Below are 21,491 nucleotides of genomic sequence, written 5' to 3' on the forward strand. Positions count from 1 at the left end.
CTCAGGCCGCGCGCCCTGAAGCACCCGGGACTGCGCCCGGTACGCTCTTAGTTGGCCCACCGTTGGCCCACAGTAGGCGCAGAGTTGGCCAGCAGTGGGCGTGCTGGGGCTGATGTCATTTGTTGCGGCTCATTTGCTCTTTTCGGCGGCGCGCATCGGCGCTAGCGTCGCCGTCGAACTTGGCTTGAAGGAACGTCGCAATGAGCATCGAAGCAAAACTGAAAGATTTGGGCGTCACCCTGCCAGAGGCACCGGCACCCGCCGCCAACTACGTACCCTTTGTGGTGGCGGGGGACATGGTCTATGTCTCTGGACAGATTTCCGCAGATGAAAATGGCCTCATTACCGGCACTCTGGGGGCGGATATGGATGTGGATGCCGGGCAGGCCGCGGCCAAGCGCTGTGCCATTGCACTGCTGGCGCAGCTGAAAGCCGCCTGCGGTGGCGATCTGGAACGTCTGGTGCGGGTGGTCAAACTTGGCGCTTTTGTCAATTCCACCGCTGATTTCACCCAGCAGCCCGCAGTGGTGAATGGTGCCTCCGATTTCCTGGTTGCAGCCCTGGGAGAGGCCGGACGCCACGCGCGCTCTGCTGTTAGTGCTCCGTCATTGCCGCTGGGCGTTGCGGTTGAAATTGATGCGGTGTTCCAGATCAAATGATCCCATCCCTGCCGCGCCAGTTTCTGTCCCTGCCTGTGGCGCATCGTGCGCTGCATGACGTGACGGATGGGCGACCCGAAAACAGTCGCGCGGCCATCCGCGCGGCCATCCAGGCAGGCTATGCCATCGAAATCGATCTGCAGCTTTCCAGTGATGGCTGCCCGATGGTGTTTCACGACGATATGTTGGACCGACTGGCCGAGGCACAGGGCGCCGTGAGCGCGCGCAGCGCGGCGGAGCTGGCAGAGATCACGCTGAAAGGCGGCGATGGCGAAGGTATTCCAACTCTGGCCGAGGTGCTGCAACTGGTCGCGGGGCAGGTGCCGCTGCTGATAGAGGTCAAGGATCAGGACGGCTCTCTGGGCACTGACATCGGCAGGCTGGAACGCGCCACCGCCGAGGCTTTGCAGGGATATACTGGTGTCGTGGCCCTGATGTCGTTCAATCCGCACTCTGTGGCGGCGCTGGCGGGGTATGCGCCGGATATCGCCCGCGGGCTGGTGACCAGCGCCTATGATCCCGATGACTGGGCGCCCCTGCCAGCAGATATCTGCGCCCGGCTGCGTGACATCCCGGATTTCGCCAGCAGCCAGTCCAGCTTTATCAGCCATGAGGTTGGCGATCTGACCCGGCCACGAGTGCAGCAGCTGCGGGCCTCGGGCGTGCCGGTTTTGTGCTGGACCGTAAAATCGCCTGCGGTTGAGGCAGACGCGCGGCACTGGGTGGATAATGTGACCTTTGAACAATATCTTTCACCGCTACCGGGTTGATCCCACTGCTGCTCTGCCCAAATATCAGCAAGACAGGGAGAGATAATGGATCAGAAACCGGTTGAAATTCGCGTGCTTGCATCCCTGTCGCAGATTGCGGCGCAGGACTGGGATGCCTGTGCCTGCCCTGAAACCCTCGGTGATGGTACGGGCTGTGGCACGGGCAATGGCACGCGCGCGATTGATCCCTTTACCACCCATCGCTTTCTCATAACGCTTGAGCAAAGCGGCTCGGTTGGGCCAGGCACCGGCTGGCAGCCGCAATATCTGACCGCCTATGTCGATGAGACCCTGATCGCCTGCGCGCCGCTCTATGCTAAATCCCACAGTCAGGGCGAATATATCTTTGATCACAACTGGGCCGAGGCCTTTGAGAGGGCAGGCGGGCGCTATTATCCCAAACTGCAGATTGCGGTGCCTTTCACCCCGGCAACGGGACGGCGGCTGCTGGTGCGGCCGGGCTATGAGGGGATCGGTCAGTCCGCTTTGGTGCAAGGCGCGGGGCAGCTGGCCTCGGACAATCAGGTCTCATCGCTGCATGTGACCTTTTGCACCGAGGAAGAAGCGCAGATCGGCTCTGAGATGGGCCTGCTGCCGCGGGTGAGCCAGCAGTTTCACTGGGTCAACGAGGGCTACCAGGATTTTGATGGCTTTCTTGCGGCGCTGTCGTCGCGCAAGCGCAAGAACATCCGCAAGGAACGGGCGCAGGCGCAGGGCTTTGGCGGCGAAATCCGCAGCTATACCGGTTCCGAGATCCAGCCCGAGCACTGGGATGCCTTCTGGGCCTTTTATCAGGACACCGGCAGCCGCAAATGGGGCACGCCCTATCTGACGCGCGAGTTCTTTTCGATCATTCACGAGACCATGGCCGAGGATCTGCACCTGATTTTGGCCGGGCGTGACGGCTATCCCGTTGCAGGCGCTTTGAATTTCATCGGGCGAGAGGCGTTGTTTGGCCGCTACTGGGGCTGTTTGGAACATCACCCCTGTCTGCACTTTGAGATGTGCTACTATCAGGCAATAGATTTTGCCATTGCGCAGGGGCTTGCCCGTGTCGAGGCCGGGGCGCAGGGTGAGCACAAACTGGCGCGCGGCTATCTGCCAGTGCAAACCCATAGCCTGCATTGGCTAGGGGATGCTGGCTTTGCCGATGCGGTGGCGCGCTACCTTGTGGCCGAACGCGAAGCCGTTGCGCAAGACGTCGAAGTACTCACCAGTTATGGACCCTTTCGCAGGGCCGATGTGGAGGAACAGGAATGACTGAGAAGCTATCAGACGCCACCCGGGGGCCTTTGCTGGACCCCTTGTTCGAAAGCGGCTGGGAAATGGTCGCAGGGCGCGACGCCATCTCCAAGACCTTCAAGTTTGACAGCTTTGTCGATGCCTTTGGCTGGATGACCCGGGCCGCGATCTGGGCAGAAAAATGGGATCATCATCCAGAGTGGAGCAATACATACAACCGGGTGACGGTGGTGCTCACCACCCATGACGTGGAGGGGTTGTCAGCGCAGGATGCCAAACTGGCCCGCAAAATGGACAGTCTGACCTAGGGTCTGACGCCTGTCGGCCCTGTCGGCCCTGTCACCCTTTGGCCGCGCAGAGGTACCTGAGCAGCCAAAGGGAATAGAGCCTTATGGGTTAGCCCATCGACTCGAGCAGGCCCTCACCGGCAGACAGCTCACACTGGCCGGGGTTTTCTTCCTTGTTGAGCAGCGTCACCACGCCATCCTCAACCAGCATCGCATAGCGCAGCGAGCGGCCGATCAGACCTGCTGGAGGTGCGTCAAACCGCATGCCGATGGCATCGGTAAAGGCGCTCTCGGCATCGGCCAGCATGGAGATCCCTGCGGCATTGGCTCCGGTGGACTCACCCCAGGCATGCATCACAAAGGGGTCATTGGCCGAGATGCAGATGATCTCATCGACGCCTTTGGCTGCAAACTGATCCTTGGTGCGGATAAAGCTGGGAACATGGGCGGAGTTACAGGTGGGCGTAAAGGCGCCGGGCACGGCAAAAATCGCAACCTTGCGCCCCTTTAGCTTATCCGCCATCTGGACCTGCTCGGGGCCTTCAGCGCCCATCTGTGTCAGGGTGGCGTCGGGCAGTTTCTCTCCTGCTGAAATCATTGCGCGTTTCCTCTCTTGTGGTGATTGCGTTTTGGTTCTTGGCCCCTATAGGGTCACCGCAACAGCAGAGCAGAATATACGCGGGAGGCAAGGGGCGAAATGAGCCATATCGTTGTTATCGGAGCAGGGCAGGCGGGATCGTCATTGGCGGCGAAGCCGCGCAAGGATGGGTTTGAGGGCGATATCACCCTGATTGGCGCCGAAGAAACTCTGCCTTATCAGCGCCCGCCGCCTCAAAGGCCTATCTGTTGGGCGAGATGGAGCTGGAGCGGCTGTTCCTGCGGCCCGCACGGTTTTATGCAGAGAACAATATTACCCTGCGTCTGGGCAGCCGCGTTACCGCGATTGATCCCGTAGCCAGGACCGTGAGCATCGGTGATGAGGTGATTGCCTATGATCAGCTGGCGCTGACAACCGGGTCGGATCCGCGGCATTTACCTGCCGCCATAGGCGGTGATCTGGCGGGTGTCTTTGTTGTCCGTAGTCTTGGCGACGTGGATGCCATGGCGCCCCATGTGATCGAAGGCAAGCGCACCCTGATCGTAGGCGGCGGCTATATCGGGCTTGAGGCGGCAGCGGTCTGTGCCAAGCGCGGCGTCAAGGTCACGCTGGTCGAGATGGGAGACCGCATCCTGCAGCGGGTGGCAGCCCCCGAGACCTCGGACTACGTTCGCGCCCTGCATACAGAGCACGGGGTGAAAATCCTCGAAGGCACCGGGCTGCAACGGCTGGAAGGCGAGGCGGGCCAGGTGACACGCGCCATTCTAAGCGACGGCTCTGTGGTGGAGGTCGATTTTGTCGTGGTTGGCGTTGGTATCACGCCGGGCTCGCAACTGGCTGAAATGGCTGGGCTAGAGCTGGACAATGGGATCAAGACCGACGCGCAGGGGCGCACCACGGATGCGGCGATCTGGTCGGCGGGTGATTGCGCCTCTTTCCCCTACAAGGGCGGTCGCATCCGGCTGGAAAGCGTGCCCAATGCCATCGACCAGGCCGAGGTGGTGGCGCAAAACATGATGGGCGCGGCCAAAGACTATGTGGCGACCCCCTGGTTCTGGTCCGATCAGTATGATGTCAAATTGCAGATTGCCGGGCTCAATACCGGCTTTGATAGCGTTGTCACCCGTACCGGAGAGGGGCGCACGGCCTCGTTCTGGTACTACACAGGTGACCAGCTGGTGGCAGTGGATGCGATGAATGACCCGCGCGCCTATATGGTTGGCAAGCGCCTGATAGACATGGGAAAAAGCGCTGACAAATCCGTGGTTGCGGATCCTGCGGCGGATCTGAAACCGCTGCTGAAGGCATGAGGATCATTGCCGGCGATTTTCGCGGCCGCGCCCTGGCGGCGCTGGGCAAGGGTGACGCAGGCGCACATCTGCGCCCCACCACGGACCGGGTGCGCGAAAGCCTGTTCAACGTGCTGGCGCATCAGGTTGATTTTGCCGGCATGCGGGTTCTGGATCTCTTTGCCGGCACCGGCGCGCTGGGGCTGGAGGCGCTGTCGCGCGGTGCGGAAACTGTCGCCTTTGTTGACGATGGCCGGGTGTCGCAGGGGCTGATCCGCAAAAACATCGACCTGTGCCGGGCCGCGGATCACTGCAGCTTGATCAGCCGCAATGCGTTGAAGTGGGGGTGAACCCCGATGCGCCCTTTGATGTGGTGTTTCTTGACCCGCCTTATGGCAAGGCGCTGGGCGAAAAAGCCCTCGCGGCCGCCGAGGCCGGGGGCTGGATCGCCGGGGATGCGCTGATTATCTGGGAAGAAAATGCGCCAATGGCTGCACCCGAGGGCTACGCGCTGCCGGGACAGCCGCAAATATGGTGACAGTCATATCACCTTGATGTTGCGCGCTGTTTCAGAGTGAAACAGCTCCGGCAGCATTGTGCCGGGGCAGTATTTGCATCGCCCCTGTGATCGGGGCAGGGTGAAGGGGCTTTGCAACAGGATACCGCGCCATGCCAGTGACATTTCCAACGCCAAAACTGATCATCTTTGATTGCGACGGGGTGCTTGTCGACAGCGAGCCGGTTTCTAATCAGGTCATGGTCGATAATCTTGCGCGTAACGGGCTGCAATTGACTGTAGCGCGCTCGATGGAGCTGTTTGTCGGCAGCACCATGGCCCGCGCCATGGACAAGGCGATTGCTCTGGGTGCAGATCTCCACGAAGGATGGGTCCAGGAGGTCTATGACGAGACCTATGCTGCGTTGAAGGCGGGTGTGGATCTGATGCCGGGGGTGACGGATTTTTTGACACTGCTGGACCAAAACCACATTCCGACTTGTGTTGCGTCCAATGGCAGCGAGGACAAGATGCGCATTACCCTGGGCCAGAACGGACTGTGGCAGCGGTTTCATCCTACCGCGATGTTTTCGGCGCATTCTTTGGGGGTGGCCAAGCCCGAGCCGGGATTGTTTTTGGCCGCAGCCAGCCATTTTGGCTTTTCAGGCCCGCGATTGTCTGGTGGTTGAGGACAGCGCCACCGGGGCCCTGGCTGCGGCACGGGCTGGGATGCGGTGCCTGGGGTTTGCACCCGAAGGAGGCGGTGAAAAACTGGCTGCCCAAGGAGCCGAGGTCTTTGCGGCCCTGTCCGAGGTGCCTGCGCTGATCGGACTTTGATCGAAGTCTTTCCCAGCTACAACAAAGCCCCGACCATTGGCCGGGGCTTTTGCCTATTGGATATATGGCCAGCCAGAGCCTAGCTGTAGGTCGGATGGAACATGCCACCGGGCGACAGGGTGAAGATGTCACAGCCATCTGCGGTCACGCCAATGGAATGTTCAAACTGTGCTGTCAGCGATTTGTCACGCGTGACGGCAGTCCATTCATCTTTGAGGATTTCCGTCTCAGCACGGCCCAGGTTCACCATGGGTTCGATGGTGAAGAACATGCCTTCTTCCAGCCTGGGTCCGACACCGGGGCGGCCATAGTGCAGCACATTGGGCGGCGCGTGAAAGACCTGACCAAGACCGTGACCGCAGAAATCGCGCACCACATTCATGCGTTTGCTTTCAACATAGGACTGGATGGCATAGCCGATATCGCCAAAGGTATTGCCGGGCTTAACGGCCTCAATCCCCTTCATCAGGCTGTCGTGGGTGACCTGGATCAGACGCTCGGCCTTGGGCGACAGTTTACCGGCGACATACATGCGAGAGGTATCACCAAACCAGCCATCAACGATCACTGTGACGTCAATATTCAGAATGTCACCGTCTTTGAACGAATCGTCCGAACGGCGTTTTTCCAGGTTTTTCGAGATGGTTTCGCCACCGTGCAGCGGGATTGGGGCGCCCGGGATGCCGTGACAGACAACATTAGTCACCGAGATGCAGCTGGCGTGCTGGTAGCCCTTGTAGCCGACGGTGGCGGATTCGGCGCCGGCCTCCGCGACCATATTGGTGATGATGCGGTCGATCTCGCCAGTGGTCTGCCCCGGAAAGACATGCTGGGCAATGTCATACAGAATTTGGGCAGCCAGCTTTCCAGCCACATGCATGCCGGCAAAATCGGCCTCCTGGTAAATGCGAATGCCGTCTTTGGTGGTGCGGCCGTCTTTCGATCTCATCAAGCTGGGCTCCGTAGGCTTGTCTCTTGCAGGGGTATGTAAGCAGATTTTGGTTAAAGAACCAGAGGGCCTGCCGCAAAACCAGACTGGAAAATCGACCCGTCTCGCCAGTTTCAGGGATGCGCGTCCAAAAGCCAAGGGGGTAGGCCGTCTGGAGAAGGCTGCGGGCAGGGTCCTGCCAACCTGGCGGAACGCCCCAGGAATAAGCTGGCACGCGAGGCTGCCCAGTTGCACGCGGATCTTGCGGCGGCTGAAAACAGCTTTCCCGACAGCAGCCGATTCCAAATCCTGCACCCAATATAGCGCTCATCGTTCAGAATGCCCGTCGCACGGCTTGGATTACCGTTGACCGTATTTTGCACCCAGTGGCCGCTGGTGGCCCGTTTGGTATTGACCGCAGGGGAGGGGATGCCTTCTTCATTGAACTGTGCCGCGATCTTTATGGGCGACACGCCAGATGCATCTTCCGTGAAGATGCGGCGCATGATTGTTGCTTCGCTGTCGTCGAGAACAACGCAGCCTTTTTGAGCCAGACCGTCTTGTCCGAAGCGGGGTGCATAGCCCCGCCTGCGCTTTGGCCGCGTTCAAACGTCCCGCGTAGCCCTTGTCGTGATTTATAAGCGGGATCTTCGAGAAACATTTGCGCCATTGTGGACATGATCCTGATGTCGCGCAGGCCGAGACTACCGTATCCAAACAACAGGGGCGGATCGGTTTAGTAGGGGAGGATCAGTATCCTATGATATTCCTGGCTCGCTTGCGACAGGACTGTCGCACCCCCGATCAGCTCTCTTTGCCGTCCATGAATGTTTTTACGTCCGTGTCTTTCAGCGCCTGTGTCCCTTCAAAGCCGGTGAATTGGCGGCCCTGATCGCAGTTCATGATCCGGGGATGGTCCAGTGCGGCAGGAAACGAAAGGAATCTGCGGAAAACCCAGTTCATGGATTTTCCGCGCTATGCTTCAGCCTGGCGACGGAGCCGTCACAGGCCTGTTTCGCAATGCCATCGCACTGGTACATACTGGCACATACTGGTCAGGCGCAGTTTCAGAGGGCCGGAGAGGTGACAGCAGCACCGTCAATCAAGCTAATGCCCCTTACCCGTTGCCAGCTGCCGGGGCGAAAACCCGAATTTTCTGCGGAATGCCGTGCTGAAATGGGCAGAATTGTTGAAACCATATTTATAAGCGATCGTGGTGAGCAGGCGACCGTCGCATTTGGCAATCTCGTGGTAGCACAGCAGGAGCCGCCTGTCCCAAATCCATTCGGAAACCGACATATCCCCGTCTCTAAACAGCTGGTGCAGATAGCGCAGCGACATCCCATTTGCCGCAGCGATGGTTCCAAGGCTCAGGTCATCATCGCCGATATTGCGCTCTATCCACAATTTGACCGACCGAAGCCGGGCTGCCCGGATGGAACTGTCCTTGCCTGGAAGATCGCCTGTCGGCGCCTGCAGGGTCAAAGCAAGCACATCCAGAAGCTGTTTGCCCAATTGCCCGCGCGCCTCCTCGCCCAGGCGCGCGCCTTCGGTCGCCAGCATGGCGCAAAACTCTGTTGTGATCCGTCCCAGCCCCTGCGTGGTATCGATGTTTGCGGCGGTTGGAATGTATTTTTTGGGAAACCGCTGGGCAAATTCCTCCCGCGGGATTTTAAGGTAAAAGGAACGGACATCCCCGATGCATTCCAATTCATATTGCTCAGTCGCACAAAAAAGTGCTCCCTGCGCCGTGTTGGATGAATGCACTTCGCCCAGTTGACGCACCTGCGATTTGCCGCTGTGAATGAATTGTACGTAGAAACAATCCTTGTCGAGCTTTGAGATATGCTTTTGGTTTCGACGGATGGTTTGCTGCGATACCAAAATATCAGTCAGGACCAAGTCACCAAAGTTTTTCTCGTGAATGAACCCTTTATAGTCTTCCGGGTCTGTTGCTTCGACGTCGACATGAACATAGCAATCACAGATCGCTGACCGCCAGGCATTATAGCGCTCTTCACGTGCGTATTGGTCCGTAGAAAATACGAATTCCATTTCCCCTCCCTTGGACCTCCCGACGGAACAATTATCCGCCACGCGATCCGGGATCCTCCAATCCCAAATACGCAAAGATCCTTATTTTATTACCCTGACGCTACTCTTAACGGTCTGGCCAGGCAAGGATTCCGCCAGTACATTCTCAGCAAACTTTCCTGCGCAATGGGAAAAGAACGCCCCTGCGCACCGCCCTAGGCTTGGCATTGCTGCACGCGATTCCTGATGAAGCGCGGCGCATGGGAGGATAATATGAACCTGATCGGGAGGCTCAGCCAAGAGCAGATCGTTTTTGGTCTGGCGGTATTGCTTTGTTTGGCTTTTACCATTTTCGTACCTGGATTTTTAACCACCAATAATCTGGTGATCCTGGTGCGGAGCGTCTCGATTCTGGGGATACTCGGCGTCGCCATGGGCATTGTTGTCATTGGGCGCGGCATTGATCTGTCGCTGGTGGCAGTAATGGCGATTTCGGTGGCCTGGTCGCTGCAACTGGTGTCCGGTGGCATGCCCCTGGCGCAGGCTTTGATATTCGGGTTGGCCTTTTCCATCCTGATCGGCGTCATCAACGGGGTGTTCATCGCCTATGTCGAGGTGCCGGCAATTTTTGCAACACTGGCCATGGGCACGGCGATCTATGGGTTTGGCCGCTATTTCCTGTTTGATCTGGATGTCATCTATTTCACGTCCGATGCCGATTCACTGCTCTGGCTGGGGGAAGGCACCGTTCTTGGACTTCCGGCACCGATCATCATGTTCATTGGGGTGTGCATTGCGGCGCATCTGTTTTTGAAATTCACCAAAAACGGCAGTTTCCTGCGGGCTGTGGGCGATAACGCCGCCGCTGCGCGCATTACGGGTGTGCCGGTGCGCCCGATCATCATCCTGCAATATATGATCTCGGCCTCAATCGGGTTCCTGGCGGGCTGCGTCACGGCCGCTTCGGTCGCAAGCATGAACACTCGCGTGGCCCATTCCACCTTTGTCTATGACGTCATTCTTGTTGTCGTTCTGGGTGGTATCGGTCTGTCGGGAGGGCGCGGCGGCGTCCGCAATGTCGTGGTGGGAACCCTGCTGATCGGTGTGTTGATCAACGGCATGACGATCCTGAACATCCAATACACCGTTCAGAACGTGATCAAGGGCGTCATCCTGCTGCTGGCCATCGTTATCGACACGCTTCTCAACCCCCGCGATGAGCAAACCGCCCAACAAGGGGACATTTAACTGTGGAGAAAAAGGGAGAAATAACAATGCGTTTTCTAAAAAGAGCTGCGCTGACTGCGCTGGTCGCATTTGGCGGAACCATGGCGGCAGCGGATGGGATAGACGACCCTGCACGCGCCTCCTACTACGATGCTTTCAAGGGCAAAAAGGTGGCCTATGTCCCGGTTGCGATGGGCTTTGACCTCACCGAAGGCTGGGCCATGGGGCTGCGGGAGGCGCTGGAGCCTTTGGGTGTTGAGTTTGACATTCGCGACCCGAACTGGAGCACCTCTGCGGGGGCGCAGGCCATCACCTCGCTGATCAGTGAAAAGCCTGATGTCCTGGTGGTTCACAACCCGGATGTGCAGTCATATGCCCGCCTTCTGAAAAAGGCCGAGGCCGCCGGGATCTATGTCGTACAGGTTAACATGCGGTCGAGCTATTCGACCGACGCGTTTATCGGCGCCGATTATGTCGGCATGGGAGAGCAGATCGGCGCACGGCTGGTCGAGAAATGTTCGCCTGCCAATGGCGGCAGCGGCAAGATCGCGATCACCCAAGGCGTGCTGACCGCCGCCGCCAGTGCCTATCAGATGAAAGGCATCAGCAACGTGCTTGCAAAGCACCCGGAAATTCAGCTGGTCTCAAATCAGGCCGCAGACTGGGATTCCACCAAGGCGCGCAATATCGCCGCCACCGTCATTCAGCAGCATCCTGATCTCTGCGCGATTGCCGGTTTCTGGGATGTGATGGACGTGGGCACCTCAGCGGCGATCAAGGAATCTGGTCAGGACGTTTATCTTTTGACCCAGGGTGGTGGCAACAAGACCGCCTGTGACGGGCTGAAAAAGGGCACCTATTCCGAAGTAGTGGTCTATCACGTGCCCGGACAAGCGCGGGATATGGCAAATGTTATCAAGCAGTTGCTGCAAGCCCAGCCCGAGCCGGGCGCGATCAAATCAGCCCTGTTCACGCCGCTTCAGTTCCTGACCAAGGATAACATCACTGAAGACAGCTGCTGGAGCCTTCCCGGCCAACAATAACACGCATGAATGCCAGCGCGGCCGCGCAGGTTGCCGCGCTGGTCTTATTAGGAATGAGGCTCGAGACATGTCGATGTCAGACACTTTGACACGCTGGCGCTACCGCGCCTTTCCTGACCATCTGTTGGGAGAAATTCTTTCGAAGAAATGGATCGACAACACGATCCCGCTCGCGATCCTGCTGATCGTCATCGCGGCTTTCGGAAGCTCTATCCCGGACTTTTTCGGCGTTGCCAGCCTTTCCAATTTGATGCGGGAATGGGGCGAGTTTGGCCTCCTGGTCCTGGCCCTCATGGTGGTGATGGTTGCCGGCGGCATTGACTTGAGCGTGGGCTCGACCTTTGCGCTCGGCAATATCGTGGCACTTGCGCTTTTGACGGTTGGCGGGCTTCCTATGCCTGCTGTGGTGGCGCTGACGCTGCTGGCCGGGGCCGCTGTCGGGCTGGTCAACGGTATTCTGGTCGGCTTTCTCAGGCTGCGGGCCTTTTTGACCACGCTGGTGACGCTGATCGTGGTGCGCGCCGTGGTCGATATGCTTTTGCTCAGCTACTCGGTCGACATTGCCGCGACCTTCATTGACTCCGAGCCGTGGTATTTCCTTGGCGAAGGCCTGCTTTTCGGGCTTCCTTTCAGCGTCGTGGTCACAGCGATCATTGCGTTGGTTGCCCATCTGATCTTCAGCCGCTCGCGGGTGGGCTGGTTCGTTCTGGCCACAGGCGGCTCACGCCGCTCCGCCCATAACGTTGGGATCCCCGTGCGCAGCGTGATCTGTGCCACCTACGTGGTGTCCGGCACGCTGAGCGCTCTGGCGGGCGTCTTCTTTGCCTCGCGCCTCGGAGGGGCGGGTGCCGATACTGGCATTGGGCTTGAAATCGCAGCACTGACTGCTGCCGTTCTGGGCGGCAACAGCCTTGGCGGCGGCCGCGGCTCGCCCGCAAAAGCTGTGATCGGCTCGATCACGGTGATGATCATGGTCAATGGGCTGGTGCGCCTCGGCGTCACCAGCGGGGCCAATTCTCTCTTGCTTGGCATGGTCTTGATGATGGCTGTCGCCATCGACGTGCGCTGGCAGCGCAACCGTCACAAGCTTTTGTCCAAGGTCTATGTCTCGCCAACCCACGCCGCGCTTCCCAAGGCACCGGGCACCGGTGCGGGCTCAGCCTATGCGCTGAACGACCGCCTGTCGCCGGTTGACCTGATCGGTCTGGGCGAGGTCGATGGGCCCGAAGATGTCATCCTTGATGAAGACGACAATCTCTATATCGGCAACCGCACCGGCGACATCATTCGCTTCCTTGCGCCGGACTACAAAAACCAAGAGGTCTTTGCGCATGTGGGCGGGCGTCCCCTGGGCATGGCCTTTGCCAAAGATGGCGCACTGATCGTCTGTATTGGTGGGATGGGGCTTTATAAAATCACGCCTGACCGCGAGATTATCAAGCTGACCGTGAGACCAACCGCACCTGGTTGTCGGTGATCGACGATTCACGCCTGCGTCTTGCGGATGATCTGGCTATTGCCCCCGATGGGCGGATCTTTTTCAGCGAGGCAACGACGCGCTACGAGATGCATGACTGGCCGGTGGATTGCCTTGAATCGCGCGGCAACGGGCGGATCATTTGTTATGATCCGAACAAGGGCACCACACGCACCGTCATCAAGAACCTGGTCTTTCCCAACGGCATTTGCATGGCGCATGACGACCAGTCCTTTTTCTTTGCCGAAACATGGGCCTGCCGGATCAGCCGCTACTATTATGACGGCCCCAAGGCCGTCCAGGTCGAAACCGTCATCCCCGATTTGCCGGGCTATCCCGACAATATCAATCGCGCCTCTGACGGCACATTCTGGCTGGCGATTGTCGGGGTGCGCACGCCCAGTCTTGATCTGGCGATGCAGATGCCGGGGTTCCGCAAACGCATGGCGCGGCGCATCGCCCCGGATGAATGGCTGTTTCCCAATATCAACACCGGCTGCATCGTACGCTTTGATGAGAATGGGAAAATTTTGGAAACCCTCTGGGACCGTTAAGGCGAAAACCACCCGATGATCACCTCGATACGCGAACACAAGGGGCGTTTGTTCATCGGTGGGATCACCAATAACCGGATCGGTTGCCTAAAGCTGGATGGCGTCGATCCCGAGTGGACCGTGCATCAGTCCTATTGGAGCAAATCATGATATCCCGGCTTTTGGACAATATTCTTGGCCGGGGAGAAGCGGCTGTAACGGTGCCGACGCTGGATGGCGCACTGCGCCCCAACCGGGCCCTGGACGAGGCTGCTCTGCGTCTGGCCCTTGACGATGTCGACTGCCTGGTGAGCCGCCCGGATGGGCTCTGGGCGTCGGCCGCGAACAGGCTGTGTTCTTTGTCAGGCGCGGAATTCGAAATTGCGCAGGAATTTGAGGTCGAGATTGCCGCTCTTGCCGCTGTCGGCGCAGATGGGCTGGCCGTAGCGCTGAGCAACGGCAAGCTGCATTTCATCGGGGGCGTGCAGGATGGCAAGGCCTTTGGCCCCTTTCCCGGCCTGAGCTGTATCACGGCGATGACCGCCCTGGGCGACACGCTGTATCTGACCAACGGATCCAGGGACTGTGGCGCACAAGACTGGCAGCGCGACCTGCTCCAGTCAAACGCCTCGGGCAGCCTGCACCGGATTGATCTGGCCAGTGGCGACAGCGCGCAGGTTCTGGATGGTCTGGCATACCCCGCAGGACTGGCGCTGGACGGTGATGAGCTGATCATTTCTGAGGCATGGCGTCACCGGCTGCTCCGCATCAACCTTGAAAAACCGCATGAGCGTCAGGTCGTCTGTGCCGATCTGGCCGGCTATCCCGGACGTCTTTGCGCGATGGATCAGGGCTTTGCGCTGTCGGTTTTTGCCCCGCGCAGCCAGCTTGTGGAATTTGTGCTGCGCGAACGCGCCTACCGCAACCGCATGATCGAGGCAGTGCCGCAGGAGTTCTGGATTTCACCGAAACTGCGATCAGGGCGGGATTTTTATGAGCCACTTCAGGGTGCCGGCGTCAAACAGCTCGGTCGGCTCAGCCATGGGCACCGACCCTCTCGGCCGGGCTCTGCGTGCGGCTTGATGCCGATCTGCAACCGGTCGAGAGCCTGCACAGCCGCGCCGATGGCCGCACCCATGGCGTGACCAGCGCGGTTGAACACAACGGTCAGACCTATGTGGCCGCCCGCGGAGACGGTGTTGTCGTTGCCACAGGGTTTGAGACCCAGAAAGGTACGTCATGACCCCGTTGATCGAGCTTAGAGATGGCACGAAATCCTATCGCGGCGTCCATGCTGTAAAGGATGTGAATTTTGACCTCCTGCCTGGCGAAGTGCATGCTTTGCTTGGAGAAAACGGCGCTGGGAAATCAACCCTGACCAAGATGATCGCGGGGGTTGTGGACCCGACTGCGGGCGAAATCTATCTTGAAGGCAAACGTGTCGAGATGCGCTCGCCGGCTGATGCGCTGAGCCGCGGGATTGCGATGGTTTATCAGGAAACCTCTTTGGTGCCGTCGCTCAGTGTGGCGCAGAATATCTATCTGACTGACCAACAGCACTTCCACCGGCTGCGCGGGCTTTACATTGCCGGGCAACAATTCCTGCAATCGCTCAATTTCAACGTTGACCCCACGGCCCTGGTGCAATCGCTTGGCGCCGGACAAAAGCAGATGGTCGAAATTGCCCGCGCGGTTCACCATCAGGCCAAGGTCATCATCTTTGACGAGCCAACGGCGACTTTGACGCCCGAAGAGAAGCATCAGTTCTTCTCGCTGGTGAAACGTCTGCGCCTGCGCGGCGTGTCGATCGTCTTTATCAGCCACGCGCTGGAGGAAGCGCTGGCGATTTCCGACCGGATAACAATCCTGCGGGATGGGGAATTGGTATTAACCGCACCTACCGCCGAGCTGGACCGCGAAAAGATTGTGCAGGCCATGGTTGGCCGCGCCCTGACCGAAGAGCTTTACGGCACCGCCGAGAGAGACATTCGCAAGCCCGGTAAAAAAATACTGAGCGTTCAGAACCTGTCGATGAACAATATCGTGCGCAACACCTCTTTTTCGGTGTTTGCCGGACAGGTGACGGGGATGTTCGGGCTGATTGGCTCGGGGCGGACCGAGGCGGCCAAGATTATCGCAGGCGTGGACAAGCGCGACTTTTTCCATGGCGGCCAAATCCGGCTGGATGGCCAGCCCGTGCGCTACCGTGTTCCCAGACCGGCTGTGAAAGACGGGATCATCTATGTCACCGAAGATCGCAAACAAGAGGGGTTCTTTGAAACCATGTCCATTTCGGAAAACCTGTACATGGGCGCGCTTGCCGGCGGTGTGACCAAATCAAAGACGGTGAATATGCGTGAGATGAAAGAGATCGCCCAGACCTGGACCGAAGCCCTCAGCGTGCGGGCGATAAACAACGATGCCCGCGTGATCGAGCTTTCGGGCGGAAACCAGCAAAAGGTCGTGATCGCCAAGGCTTTGGTGCAAAAGCCCCGGCTGATCATTTTTGATGAACCGACGCGCGGCGTCGATGTGGGGGCTATCGCCGAGATACATCAACTTATCCATCAGCTCGCCGAGGATGGCGTGGCCGTTTTGATGATCTCCTCTTACCTGCCTGAAGTCATGAAGATTTCTGACCGTATTCTGGTTTGTCGACAGGGACGTATCGTAGAAGAGCTGGACGGCAGCGAAGCCGATGAAGCCATGATTATGTATGCGGCGGTTCACTGATGTCCCAGCTGCGTCCAACCACCCGCCCGCTGCGCAAAGTCCGTGATATCAACGACATCCGCGCGATCGACGCCCTGCCCTATGATGACGCCGTTCCGGCGCGCAACATTTACGATTTGTTTCTGGCAACGGCCGCCAATGGCGGCGAGCGAAAGGCTCTGACGGTCCTCAACAGCCCAAGCGCCAGTGATGTGGGGCTTACGCTCACCCATGATGGGCTTTTGCAGGCTGTGACCGGTGCTGCCAATATGTTTCGCGGGCTTGGCATTACCCCGGACAGCGGCCCTGTCGCCTTTTTATGTCCGACCTTGCCAGAGTTTCCCGCCCTTTTGTTTGGGGCGCAGGTGGCGGGTGTTGCCAGCTCGATAAACTATCTTCTGTCACCTGAGGTGATCGCCGATCTTCTCACGGCAGAAGGCGCGCGCATCCTTGTGATCCCGGCGCGCAGTGCCGATGACATGTGCTGGAACAAGGCGCTTGAGATTGTGCCTCTCGTCAAATCGCTGTGCCATGTGGTGGTGCTGGGTGAGGCCGGGGATCTGCCCCAAGGCTTTACCCCGCTTGCGACGCATATGCGCACAGCGCGGCAGGACCAGCTTGATTTTCGCCCAACAGATGACCGCGACACGGTTTGTGCGATGTTTCACACCGGCGGCACCACCGGGCGGCCCAAGCTGGTGCAGCTGACCCATGGCAATCAGATCCACGCCGCTTTCAGTTTTGCGCAGGTCTTTGGCTATGACGAACAGGATGTGGTGCTGAATGGGTTTCCATTCTTTCATGTCGGCGGCACGATTACGGTTGGACTGTCCGTGCTGGCTGCCGGGGGGCATAATGTGATCCCGTCTCCCTATGGATTGCGCCAGCGTGCGGTAAATGAAAACTACTGGCAGATAGCGCAGGATTTTGGCGCAACGGTCGTCAATGGAGTGCCGACGTCTATTGGCGCGCTGTGCGAAACATGGTCACCGGATCTGGATCTCTCCTGCGTGCGCATGGCGGGGACGGGCGGCGCGATCAGGCCCGCCTCGGTCAGCGAACGGTTCATGACTAAAACCGGCATCACGATTTGCGAGACCTACGGGATGACGGAAACTGCGGCGGCGATTGCCTTTAACCCCGCCTATGGGACTGCCATCGCCGGAAGCGCGGGAATACGCGCGCCTTATTCTCAGACCCGCATAGTTCTGCCCGATGGCAACACACTGCGTCTGTGTGACCCCGGCGAAAGCGGTCTGGTTCAGGTGCGGGGGCCCCAGGTGTTCCCCGGCTATCTGGATGACATGCAAAACCAAGGCACGCTTGATGAAGACGGTTGGCTGACGACCGGAGATCTTGGCTATCTCTCTGATGATGAAAGGCTGTTTCTGACAGGGCGCGAAAAGGATCTGATCGTGCGCAGCGGCCATAATATCGACCCAACTGCGATCGAAGAGGTTGCCAATCGTTTTGCAGGGATCGCCGCAAGTGCTGCGGTCGCCATGCCCGACGCCTACGCGGGTGAAGTCCCTGCGCTTTTCTTTGTGGCGCGCCCCGGGGCGCAGATAGACCTCACCGATTTTTCGGCCTTTCTGAAAGCGCATATTCACGAAGGTCCGGCCTTCCCCAAGTTCCTAAAATGCATCGACGAAATCCCGGTGACAGCCGTTGGCAAGGTCTTCAAACCGCGCCTGGCCGACATGGCCATTGAGGAAAAGCTTCGCATCGAAACCGAAAAATCATGCGGTGCGGCGGCGGCGGTGGTCTCTGTTGCATTTCCAGACGCTCCCAAAGGGTCAAAGCGCGTGGACGTCAGCATTTCTGGCGCAACCCCCGATGGTTTACAGAAATTGCGTGCCGCGCTGGAGCCGTTGACGCAGGACTATGTGATCCGCGCAGAGGCGCAAGCCCAGGCTGAACAGGACGAACAGGCCGTGACCCTGACACTCGAAGGCCAGGTGGCGACGCTGACGCTGAACCGGCCCGCTGCGATGAATGCCATGTCACAGGAGATGATGACCGGGCTGGATCACCATGTCTCGGCATTGGCCAAAAGGCGCGATGTCCGCGTGGTGATTATCACCGGCTCGGGCCGGGCCTTTTCGGCTGGTGGCGATCTGATCGAATTTGAGCAGGCGCTTGCAAGCGGCAGTACGACTTTGGTTGACTATATGGCGCGCAATCAGGCGATCGTTGGCAAGATCGAGGATCTGCCGATGGTCGTGATCGCCGCAGTCGGGGGCGTCGCTGTGGCCGGCGGGCTGGAGCTCTTGCTGTGTTGTGACCTGGTCATTGCAGCGCAGGGCGTGCAGATCGGAGATGGCCATGCGCGCTATGCCATCGTGCCAACCGCGGGCGCGACCGTGCGTCTTTCAGAAAAGATTGGATCGGCACGCGCGGCTGAAATGTTTTACACTGGCAAGCTGGTGGGTGCAGAGACGCTCCGGGATTGGGGTCTTGTGAATGAAGTGGTTGACGGCAATGCGCTTTTGCAGCGCGCCAAAGACCTTGCTGAAGAGATTTCTCAATGCAGCCCCGAGGCTATCCGACGGATAAAGGGCCTTATTCATCCGTCCAGGAACACCTTGGTGCGATCCACACGCATGGATGCGGAAATCGAGGCTTTCGAAGCGCATACGGAGGGGCAGGATCTTGCAATCGGTTTGAAGGCCTTTCGCGAGAAACAACAGCCGCACTATTTGGGGCAGGACCCAGTAATTTAGGGTCAAGCCCCACTGTTTTAGGGGCTGAGCTCTGAATCATTGGTGTGCAAAGAGGGCGCTTCGGGGAGTGCGCACAGGGGGGTGCACAGGCATAATGCTGGATGCAACACGCGGACCAAAGGAACGTCCGGCCCGCGCAGCAGCATCACTGCAACTGCGCGTCAGGACGCGGCTCATTCACTCCAGGGATGGACATGTACGTCACGCCCGGAATGCGCCTGCATGATCTTCACCGCGACATCTTCCTTGTCTTTGGTGTCGACCCGCACCCATAGCAGAATACCGCCGTGCTCGATCTGTGTCGCATAATAGTCTTTGTGGTGCTGGCCGACACGTCGGGCCAGCAGGGTTCCAATCACGGCGGCAGGCACGCCTCCAATCGCGACTGCGGCGATGGATGCCGCAACTGTGCTTGCTGCCGTCAACATCGCAGCCATGGCAATATACGACCCCAGAAACATAAAGCCGCCCGCAATACTGCCTTCCAACTCGCCAATCGCTTCTTCGGACACAAAGGCGGCACGTGGGGCTTTGGGATCATCCTCAAGATCAGAGGCGCGCCAATAGGCCTTGCCAAGCTTTTCTTCCAGCGTCTCCTGCTTGCCGAGAAGACTGATATCATACCGGCTGAAGCCAACCATCCGCAGATCGTAGAATGCCTTTTGAAGATCCTCGAAAGTGTCAAAAACGCCAACCGCTTCCGGAATATTGATGGCCGTGATCTTATTCTCTGTGTCGCCCATAAAATTTCACTCCAATTTTTTCGACCGCTTTGCAGCCCACCCTAACGACACGCGCGTTAGCGATATTGATCCAAATCATGGCCGCGCCGCATCGCTTTGGTAATTACCTGAAACCAGAACGCATCTGTTCAGATGCATACACTTCGCCCACAAGACCATCGCCATGCAGCCCCGGTAAGACGCGGATTGTCCGGGCGCCTGCTGCGTTATGACCAAATAGTTGCGATGGGCGTCCAGCAGATCTCAGTAGATGTTGGCCTCAGATCGTGAAAGGATACGCCATGGTCCCCCTCCAACCTGTGCAACAACTGTCAGGGGCTGCACTGCGTTGCACTCCCTTACGTTTGCGGTGAAATATCAACCGATGCGGAGCAAATAATGACACAAGATCCCTATGCAGCACTTGGCTTGTCCAAAGGCGCCACCGCCGAGGAGATAAAGAAAGCCTACCGCAAGATTGCGCGCGTCAACCACCCCGACCTGAACCCTGACAATCCCGAGGCCGAGGAGCTGTTCAAGGATGCGGGTCGCGCCTATGACCTGCTTAAAGACCCCGAGCAGCGGCGCAGGTTTGATGCCGGGGAAATCGACGCAACTGGCGCCGAGCAAGCCCCACGTGGCTATTATCGCGACGAGGCGCGCAGGCCAGAAAACCCCTATACCCAAAACCGCTCGTCGACAGGGGGGGATCCATTCGGCGAAGGGTTCGATGCGGATGACTTTTTCGCCCAATTCGCCCGCAGCCGTGGAGCGGGTCAAGGCCGTGCATCCCGTGGTGACTGGCCGGGTGGTGACAGGTCAGGTCGTGACAGGCCAGATGTTGACTGGCCGGGCCAAAACACACAATACCGCCTGTCCCTGGCGTTTTTGGATGCGGCACGGGGCACCAAGACCCGGATCACCTTACCAGACGGCAATTCGCTGGAGGTCACGATTCCAGAAGGGGCGCGGGACGGGCAGACCCTGCGGCTGCGTGGCAAAGGCGAGGCCGGGCTGGGGGCAGGCCCAGCTGGCGACGCGTTTATCACGCTCGACGTCACCCCCAGTGCAGAGTTTGAACGCGATGGTGATGACATTCTGGTCACCTTGCCCATCTCCATTGACGAGGCAATCCTTGGTGGAAAAGTTCCCGTAAACACGGTGACGGGTGCCGTGAGCGTGACCGTGCCGCCCGGTGCGAGTTCCGGACAGGTGCTGCGGCTGAAAGGGCGCGGCGTTAAGGGACGCACCGGCAAGGGAGATCAACGGATTACGCTGCGCATTGTCAGCCCGCCCCAGATCGACGACGCACTGAAACACTTTATGGAGGGTTGGCGAAAGGATCACGCCTACAACCCCCGCGCAGGCAAGGAGACATCATGACCAATGCTTATGCCCCAGAGCAGGTGATCGAGAGCGTTGCCGCGTTGACCGCCGAGCGCCTGAACCATTTTGAACGCTTGCGTATCATAACCCCCGTGACCACGACGGAAGGCCCGCGCTATTACACGTTGGATGTGCGCCGGATTACGCTGCTCTGTGAGTTGACGGATGATTTTGATGAGAACGAGGATGCGCTGGTTATAATAATGTCGCTGCTGGACCAGCTACATGGCGCGCACAGCAAGCTGGACCAGGTGGTTCAGGCTATCGGAGCAGAACCCCCCGAAACCAAGGCACGGTTGTCGCAGCGCTTGCGTGATCTTGGCGGACTGGACTGAAGGTTTCGCGCTGGCAACACCTTAGCTGCGGCCCCTATTCTGTGGTGGATTCAGGGTTCGGAGTCGACCTCTAGACGTTTGACACACCTCAATGGGGCCCAACCAGGGGACGGGCGCCTGCCAGCCGCCAAAACCTGCATTTGCCGTAATTTCTTGCGCAGGACCGCTCGCCTTTTTGTGGATCATTGCAGAC

Annotated in this window: 22 protein-coding genes and 2 pseudogenes; 18 read left to right on the forward strand and 6 right to left on the reverse strand. The window is 58.8% G+C overall.

Going from position 1 to position 21,491, the window contains the following annotated elements; genetic code table 11:
* Positions 1 to 200: 200 nt before the first annotated feature.
* Genes B4968_RS10740 through B4968_RS10755 form a run of 4 tightly spaced genes read left to right on the forward strand, consistent with a single transcriptional unit; the run spans position 201 to position 2,979 of the window.
* A complete protein-coding gene (locus B4968_RS10740; RefSeq protein WP_083098962.1) occupies positions 201 to 659 on the forward strand; it encodes a RidA family protein in 459 nt (152 codons plus the stop codon).
* Positions 656 to 1,429 (forward strand): glycerophosphodiester phosphodiesterase family protein, encoded by a 774-nt coding sequence (locus tag B4968_RS10745; protein ID WP_083098964.1) that lies wholly within the window; start codon positions 656 to 658, stop codon positions 1,427 to 1,429. The genes B4968_RS10740 and B4968_RS10745 overlap by 4 nt, the downstream gene beginning before the upstream one ends.
* Before the next feature lie 45 nt (positions 1,430 to 1,474).
* The gene (locus tag B4968_RS10750; RefSeq protein WP_083098966.1) at positions 1,475 to 2,689 is read left to right on the forward strand and encodes a GNAT family N-acetyltransferase; all 1,215 of its coding nucleotides are present in this window, start codon (positions 1,475 to 1,477) and stop codon (positions 2,687 to 2,689) included.
* Positions 2,686 to 2,979 carry a 4a-hydroxytetrahydrobiopterin dehydratase gene (locus tag B4968_RS10755; protein WP_083098968.1) on the forward strand — a complete coding sequence of 98 codons (294 nt, stop codon included), beginning with the start codon at positions 2,686 to 2,688 and terminating at the stop codon, positions 2,977 to 2,979. The genes B4968_RS10750 and B4968_RS10755 overlap by 4 nt, the downstream gene beginning before the upstream one ends.
* A gap of 88 nt (positions 2,980 to 3,067) precedes the next feature.
* On the opposite strand, the gene B4968_RS10760 is transcribed toward B4968_RS10755, so the two are convergent.
* The gene (locus B4968_RS10760) at positions 3,068 to 3,556 is read right to left on the reverse strand and encodes a peroxiredoxin (RefSeq protein WP_083098970.1); all 489 of its coding nucleotides are present in this window, start codon (positions 3,554 to 3,556) and stop codon (positions 3,068 to 3,070) included.
* 99 nt (positions 3,557 to 3,655) lie between these two features.
* Between B4968_RS10760 and B4968_RS10765 the strand changes: the two are divergent.
* The 4 genes and pseudogenes from B4968_RS10765 (at position 3,656) to B4968_RS25690 (ending at position 6,178) form a co-directional block, all read left to right on the forward strand.
* Positions 3,656 to 4,866: pseudogene (locus B4968_RS10765) on the forward strand (NAD(P)/FAD-dependent oxidoreductase).
* Positions 4,863 to 5,423: pseudogene (gene rsmD, locus B4968_RS10770) on the forward strand (16S rRNA (guanine(966)-N(2))-methyltransferase RsmD). Before B4968_RS10765 ends, rsmD begins: the two co-directional pseudogenes overlap by 4 nt.
* 91 nt (positions 5,424 to 5,514) lie before the next feature.
* A complete protein-coding gene (locus B4968_RS10775) occupies positions 5,515 to 6,030 on the forward strand; it encodes an HAD family hydrolase (RefSeq protein ID WP_338153243.1) in 516 nt (171 codons plus the stop codon).
* Positions 6,023 to 6,178, forward strand: coding sequence for a hypothetical protein (locus B4968_RS25690; RefSeq protein ID WP_338153244.1), 156 nt, complete (start codon positions 6,023 to 6,025; stop codon positions 6,176 to 6,178). Before B4968_RS10775 ends, B4968_RS25690 begins: the two co-directional genes overlap by 8 nt.
* 79 nt (positions 6,179 to 6,257) lie before the next feature.
* Here B4968_RS25690 and map read toward each other — a convergent pair whose 3' ends face one another.
* From map to B4968_RS10790, 4 genes are all read right to left on the reverse strand, one after another.
* Positions 6,258 to 7,127 carry a type I methionyl aminopeptidase gene (gene map / locus B4968_RS10780; protein ID WP_083098972.1) on the reverse strand — a complete coding sequence of 290 codons (870 nt, stop codon included), beginning with the start codon at positions 7,125 to 7,127 and terminating at the stop codon, positions 6,258 to 6,260.
* Between the two features lie 113 nt (positions 7,128 to 7,240).
* Positions 7,241 to 7,612, reverse strand: coding sequence for a recombinase family protein (locus B4968_RS10785; protein ID WP_083098975.1), 372 nt, complete (start codon positions 7,610 to 7,612; stop codon positions 7,241 to 7,243).
* A gap of 298 nt (positions 7,613 to 7,910) precedes the next feature.
* Entirely contained in the window at positions 7,911 to 8,069 is a 159-nt protein-coding gene (locus B4968_RS23495) for a hypothetical protein (protein ID WP_161492577.1), read from the reverse strand.
* Positions 8,070 to 8,213: 144 nt separating this feature from the next.
* Positions 8,214 to 9,161, reverse strand: coding sequence for an AraC-like ligand-binding domain-containing protein (locus B4968_RS10790; protein ID WP_083098977.1), 948 nt, complete (start codon positions 9,159 to 9,161; stop codon positions 8,214 to 8,216).
* Positions 9,162 to 9,413: 252 nt separating this feature from the next.
* Here B4968_RS10790 and B4968_RS10795 point away from each other — a divergent pair, with 252 nt between their 5' ends.
* From B4968_RS10795 to B4968_RS10820, 8 genes are all read left to right on the forward strand, one after another.
* Positions 9,414 to 10,388, forward strand: coding sequence for an ABC transporter permease (locus B4968_RS10795; protein WP_083098979.1), 975 nt, complete (start codon positions 9,414 to 9,416; stop codon positions 10,386 to 10,388).
* Between the two features lie 26 nt (positions 10,389 to 10,414).
* Positions 10,415 to 11,410 (forward strand): sugar ABC transporter substrate-binding protein, encoded by a 996-nt coding sequence (locus B4968_RS10800; protein WP_083098982.1) that lies wholly within the window; start codon positions 10,415 to 10,417, stop codon positions 11,408 to 11,410.
* Positions 11,411 to 11,477: 67 nt separating this feature from the next.
* Positions 11,478 to 12,887, forward strand: a complete 1,410-nt coding sequence (locus B4968_RS10805) for an ABC transporter permease subunit (RefSeq protein ID WP_206601093.1) — start codon at positions 11,478 to 11,480, stop codon at positions 12,885 to 12,887.
* On the forward strand, positions 12,884 to 13,441 hold the full coding sequence (locus B4968_RS23810; protein ID WP_206601094.1) for an SMP-30/gluconolactonase/LRE family protein: 558 nt from the start codon (positions 12,884 to 12,886) through the stop codon (positions 13,439 to 13,441). Before B4968_RS10805 ends, B4968_RS23810 begins: the two co-directional genes overlap by 4 nt.
* A 15-nt stretch (positions 13,442 to 13,456) precedes the next feature.
* The gene (locus tag B4968_RS25215; RefSeq protein WP_277620937.1) at positions 13,457 to 13,591 is read left to right on the forward strand and encodes a hypothetical protein; all 135 of its coding nucleotides are present in this window, start codon (positions 13,457 to 13,459) and stop codon (positions 13,589 to 13,591) included.
* Entirely contained in the window at positions 13,588 to 14,565 is a 978-nt protein-coding gene (locus B4968_RS10810; protein ID WP_083098985.1) for an SMP-30/gluconolactonase/LRE family protein, read from the forward strand. The genes B4968_RS25215 and B4968_RS10810 overlap by 4 nt, the downstream gene beginning before the upstream one ends.
* 94 nt (positions 14,566 to 14,659) lie before the next feature.
* The gene (locus tag B4968_RS10815; RefSeq protein ID WP_083098988.1) at positions 14,660 to 16,153 is read left to right on the forward strand and encodes a sugar ABC transporter ATP-binding protein; all 1,494 of its coding nucleotides are present in this window, start codon (positions 14,660 to 14,662) and stop codon (positions 16,151 to 16,153) included.
* Positions 16,153 to 18,855, forward strand: coding sequence for an AMP-binding protein (locus B4968_RS10820; RefSeq protein ID WP_083098991.1), 2,703 nt, complete (start codon positions 16,153 to 16,155; stop codon positions 18,853 to 18,855). The genes B4968_RS10815 and B4968_RS10820 overlap by 1 nt, the downstream gene beginning before the upstream one ends.
* Before the next feature lie 173 nt (positions 18,856 to 19,028).
* On the opposite strand, the gene B4968_RS10825 is transcribed toward B4968_RS10820, so the two are convergent.
* Entirely contained in the window at positions 19,029 to 19,598 is a 570-nt protein-coding gene (locus B4968_RS10825) for a hypothetical protein (RefSeq protein WP_083098995.1), read from the reverse strand.
* 378 nt (positions 19,599 to 19,976) lie between these two features.
* Between B4968_RS10825 and B4968_RS10830 the strand changes: the two genes are divergently transcribed.
* Positions 19,977 to 20,960: a DnaJ C-terminal domain-containing protein gene (locus B4968_RS10830; protein ID WP_083098997.1), complete on the forward strand. Its 984-nt coding sequence runs from the start codon at positions 19,977 to 19,979 to the stop codon at positions 20,958 to 20,960.
* Positions 20,957 to 21,298 carry a hypothetical protein gene (locus B4968_RS10835; RefSeq protein ID WP_083098999.1) on the forward strand — a complete coding sequence of 114 codons (342 nt, stop codon included), beginning with the start codon at positions 20,957 to 20,959 and terminating at the stop codon, positions 21,296 to 21,298. Before B4968_RS10830 ends, B4968_RS10835 begins: the two co-directional genes overlap by 4 nt.
* Positions 21,299 to 21,491 lie beyond the last annotated feature (193 nt).

Origin of the sequence: Pseudophaeobacter leonis (genome assembly GCF_002087335.1) — a bacterium.
Classification (GTDB): Bacteria; Pseudomonadota; Alphaproteobacteria; order Rhodobacterales; family Rhodobacteraceae; genus Pseudophaeobacter; species Pseudophaeobacter leonis.

Bases quoted from the DNA above. Each gene is read 5' to 3' on its own strand.
- B4968_RS10805 (WP_206601093.1), top strand. From the start codon at position 11,478: ATGTCGATGTCAGACACTTTGACACGCTGGCGCTACCGCGCCTTTCCT.
- B4968_RS10745 (WP_083098964.1), top strand. From the start codon at position 656: ATGATCCCATCCCTGCCGCGCCAGTTTCTGTCCCTGCCTGTGGCGCAT.
- B4968_RS10785 (WP_083098975.1), bottom strand. From the start codon at position 7,612: ATGCGCCGCATCTTCACGGAAGATGCATCTGGCGTGTCGCCCATAAAG.
- B4968_RS10740 (WP_083098962.1), top strand. From the start codon at position 201: ATGAGCATCGAAGCAAAACTGAAAGATTTGGGCGTCACCCTGCCAGAG.
- B4968_RS10760 (WP_083098970.1), bottom strand. From the start codon at position 3,556: ATGATTTCAGCAGGAGAGAAACTGCCCGACGCCACCCTGACACAGATG.
- B4968_RS10830 (WP_083098997.1), top strand. From the start codon at position 19,977: ATGACACAAGATCCCTATGCAGCACTTGGCTTGTCCAAAGGCGCCACC.
- B4968_RS10795 (WP_083098979.1), top strand. From the start codon at position 9,414: ATGAACCTGATCGGGAGGCTCAGCCAAGAGCAGATCGTTTTTGGTCTG.
- B4968_RS10825 (WP_083098995.1), bottom strand. From the start codon at position 19,598: ATGGGCGACACAGAGAATAAGATCACGGCCATCAATATTCCGGAAGCG.
- B4968_RS10800 (WP_083098982.1), top strand. From the start codon at position 10,415: ATGCGTTTTCTAAAAAGAGCTGCGCTGACTGCGCTGGTCGCATTTGGC.
- B4968_RS10810 (WP_083098985.1), top strand. From the start codon at position 13,588: ATGATATCCCGGCTTTTGGACAATATTCTTGGCCGGGGAGAAGCGGCT.
- B4968_RS10815 (WP_083098988.1), top strand. From the start codon at position 14,660: ATGACCCCGTTGATCGAGCTTAGAGATGGCACGAAATCCTATCGCGGC.
- B4968_RS10820 (WP_083098991.1), top strand. From the start codon at position 16,153: ATGTCCCAGCTGCGTCCAACCACCCGCCCGCTGCGCAAAGTCCGTGAT.
- B4968_RS23495 (WP_161492577.1), bottom strand. From the start codon at position 8,069: ATGAACTGGGTTTTCCGCAGATTCCTTTCGTTTCCTGCCGCACTGGAC.
- B4968_RS10775 (WP_338153243.1), top strand. From the start codon at position 5,515: ATGCCAGTGACATTTCCAACGCCAAAACTGATCATCTTTGATTGCGAC.
- B4968_RS10755 (WP_083098968.1), top strand. From the start codon at position 2,686: ATGACTGAGAAGCTATCAGACGCCACCCGGGGGCCTTTGCTGGACCCC.
- B4968_RS10790 (WP_083098977.1), bottom strand. From the start codon at position 9,161: ATGGAATTCGTATTTTCTACGGACCAATACGCACGTGAAGAGCGCTAT.
- B4968_RS10750 (WP_083098966.1), top strand. From the start codon at position 1,475: ATGGATCAGAAACCGGTTGAAATTCGCGTGCTTGCATCCCTGTCGCAG.
- B4968_RS25215 (WP_277620937.1), top strand. From the start codon at position 13,457: ATGATCACCTCGATACGCGAACACAAGGGGCGTTTGTTCATCGGTGGG.
- map (WP_083098972.1), bottom strand. From the start codon at position 7,127: ATGAGATCGAAAGACGGCCGCACCACCAAAGACGGCATTCGCATTTAC.
- B4968_RS10835 (WP_083098999.1), top strand. From the start codon at position 20,957: ATGACCAATGCTTATGCCCCAGAGCAGGTGATCGAGAGCGTTGCCGCG.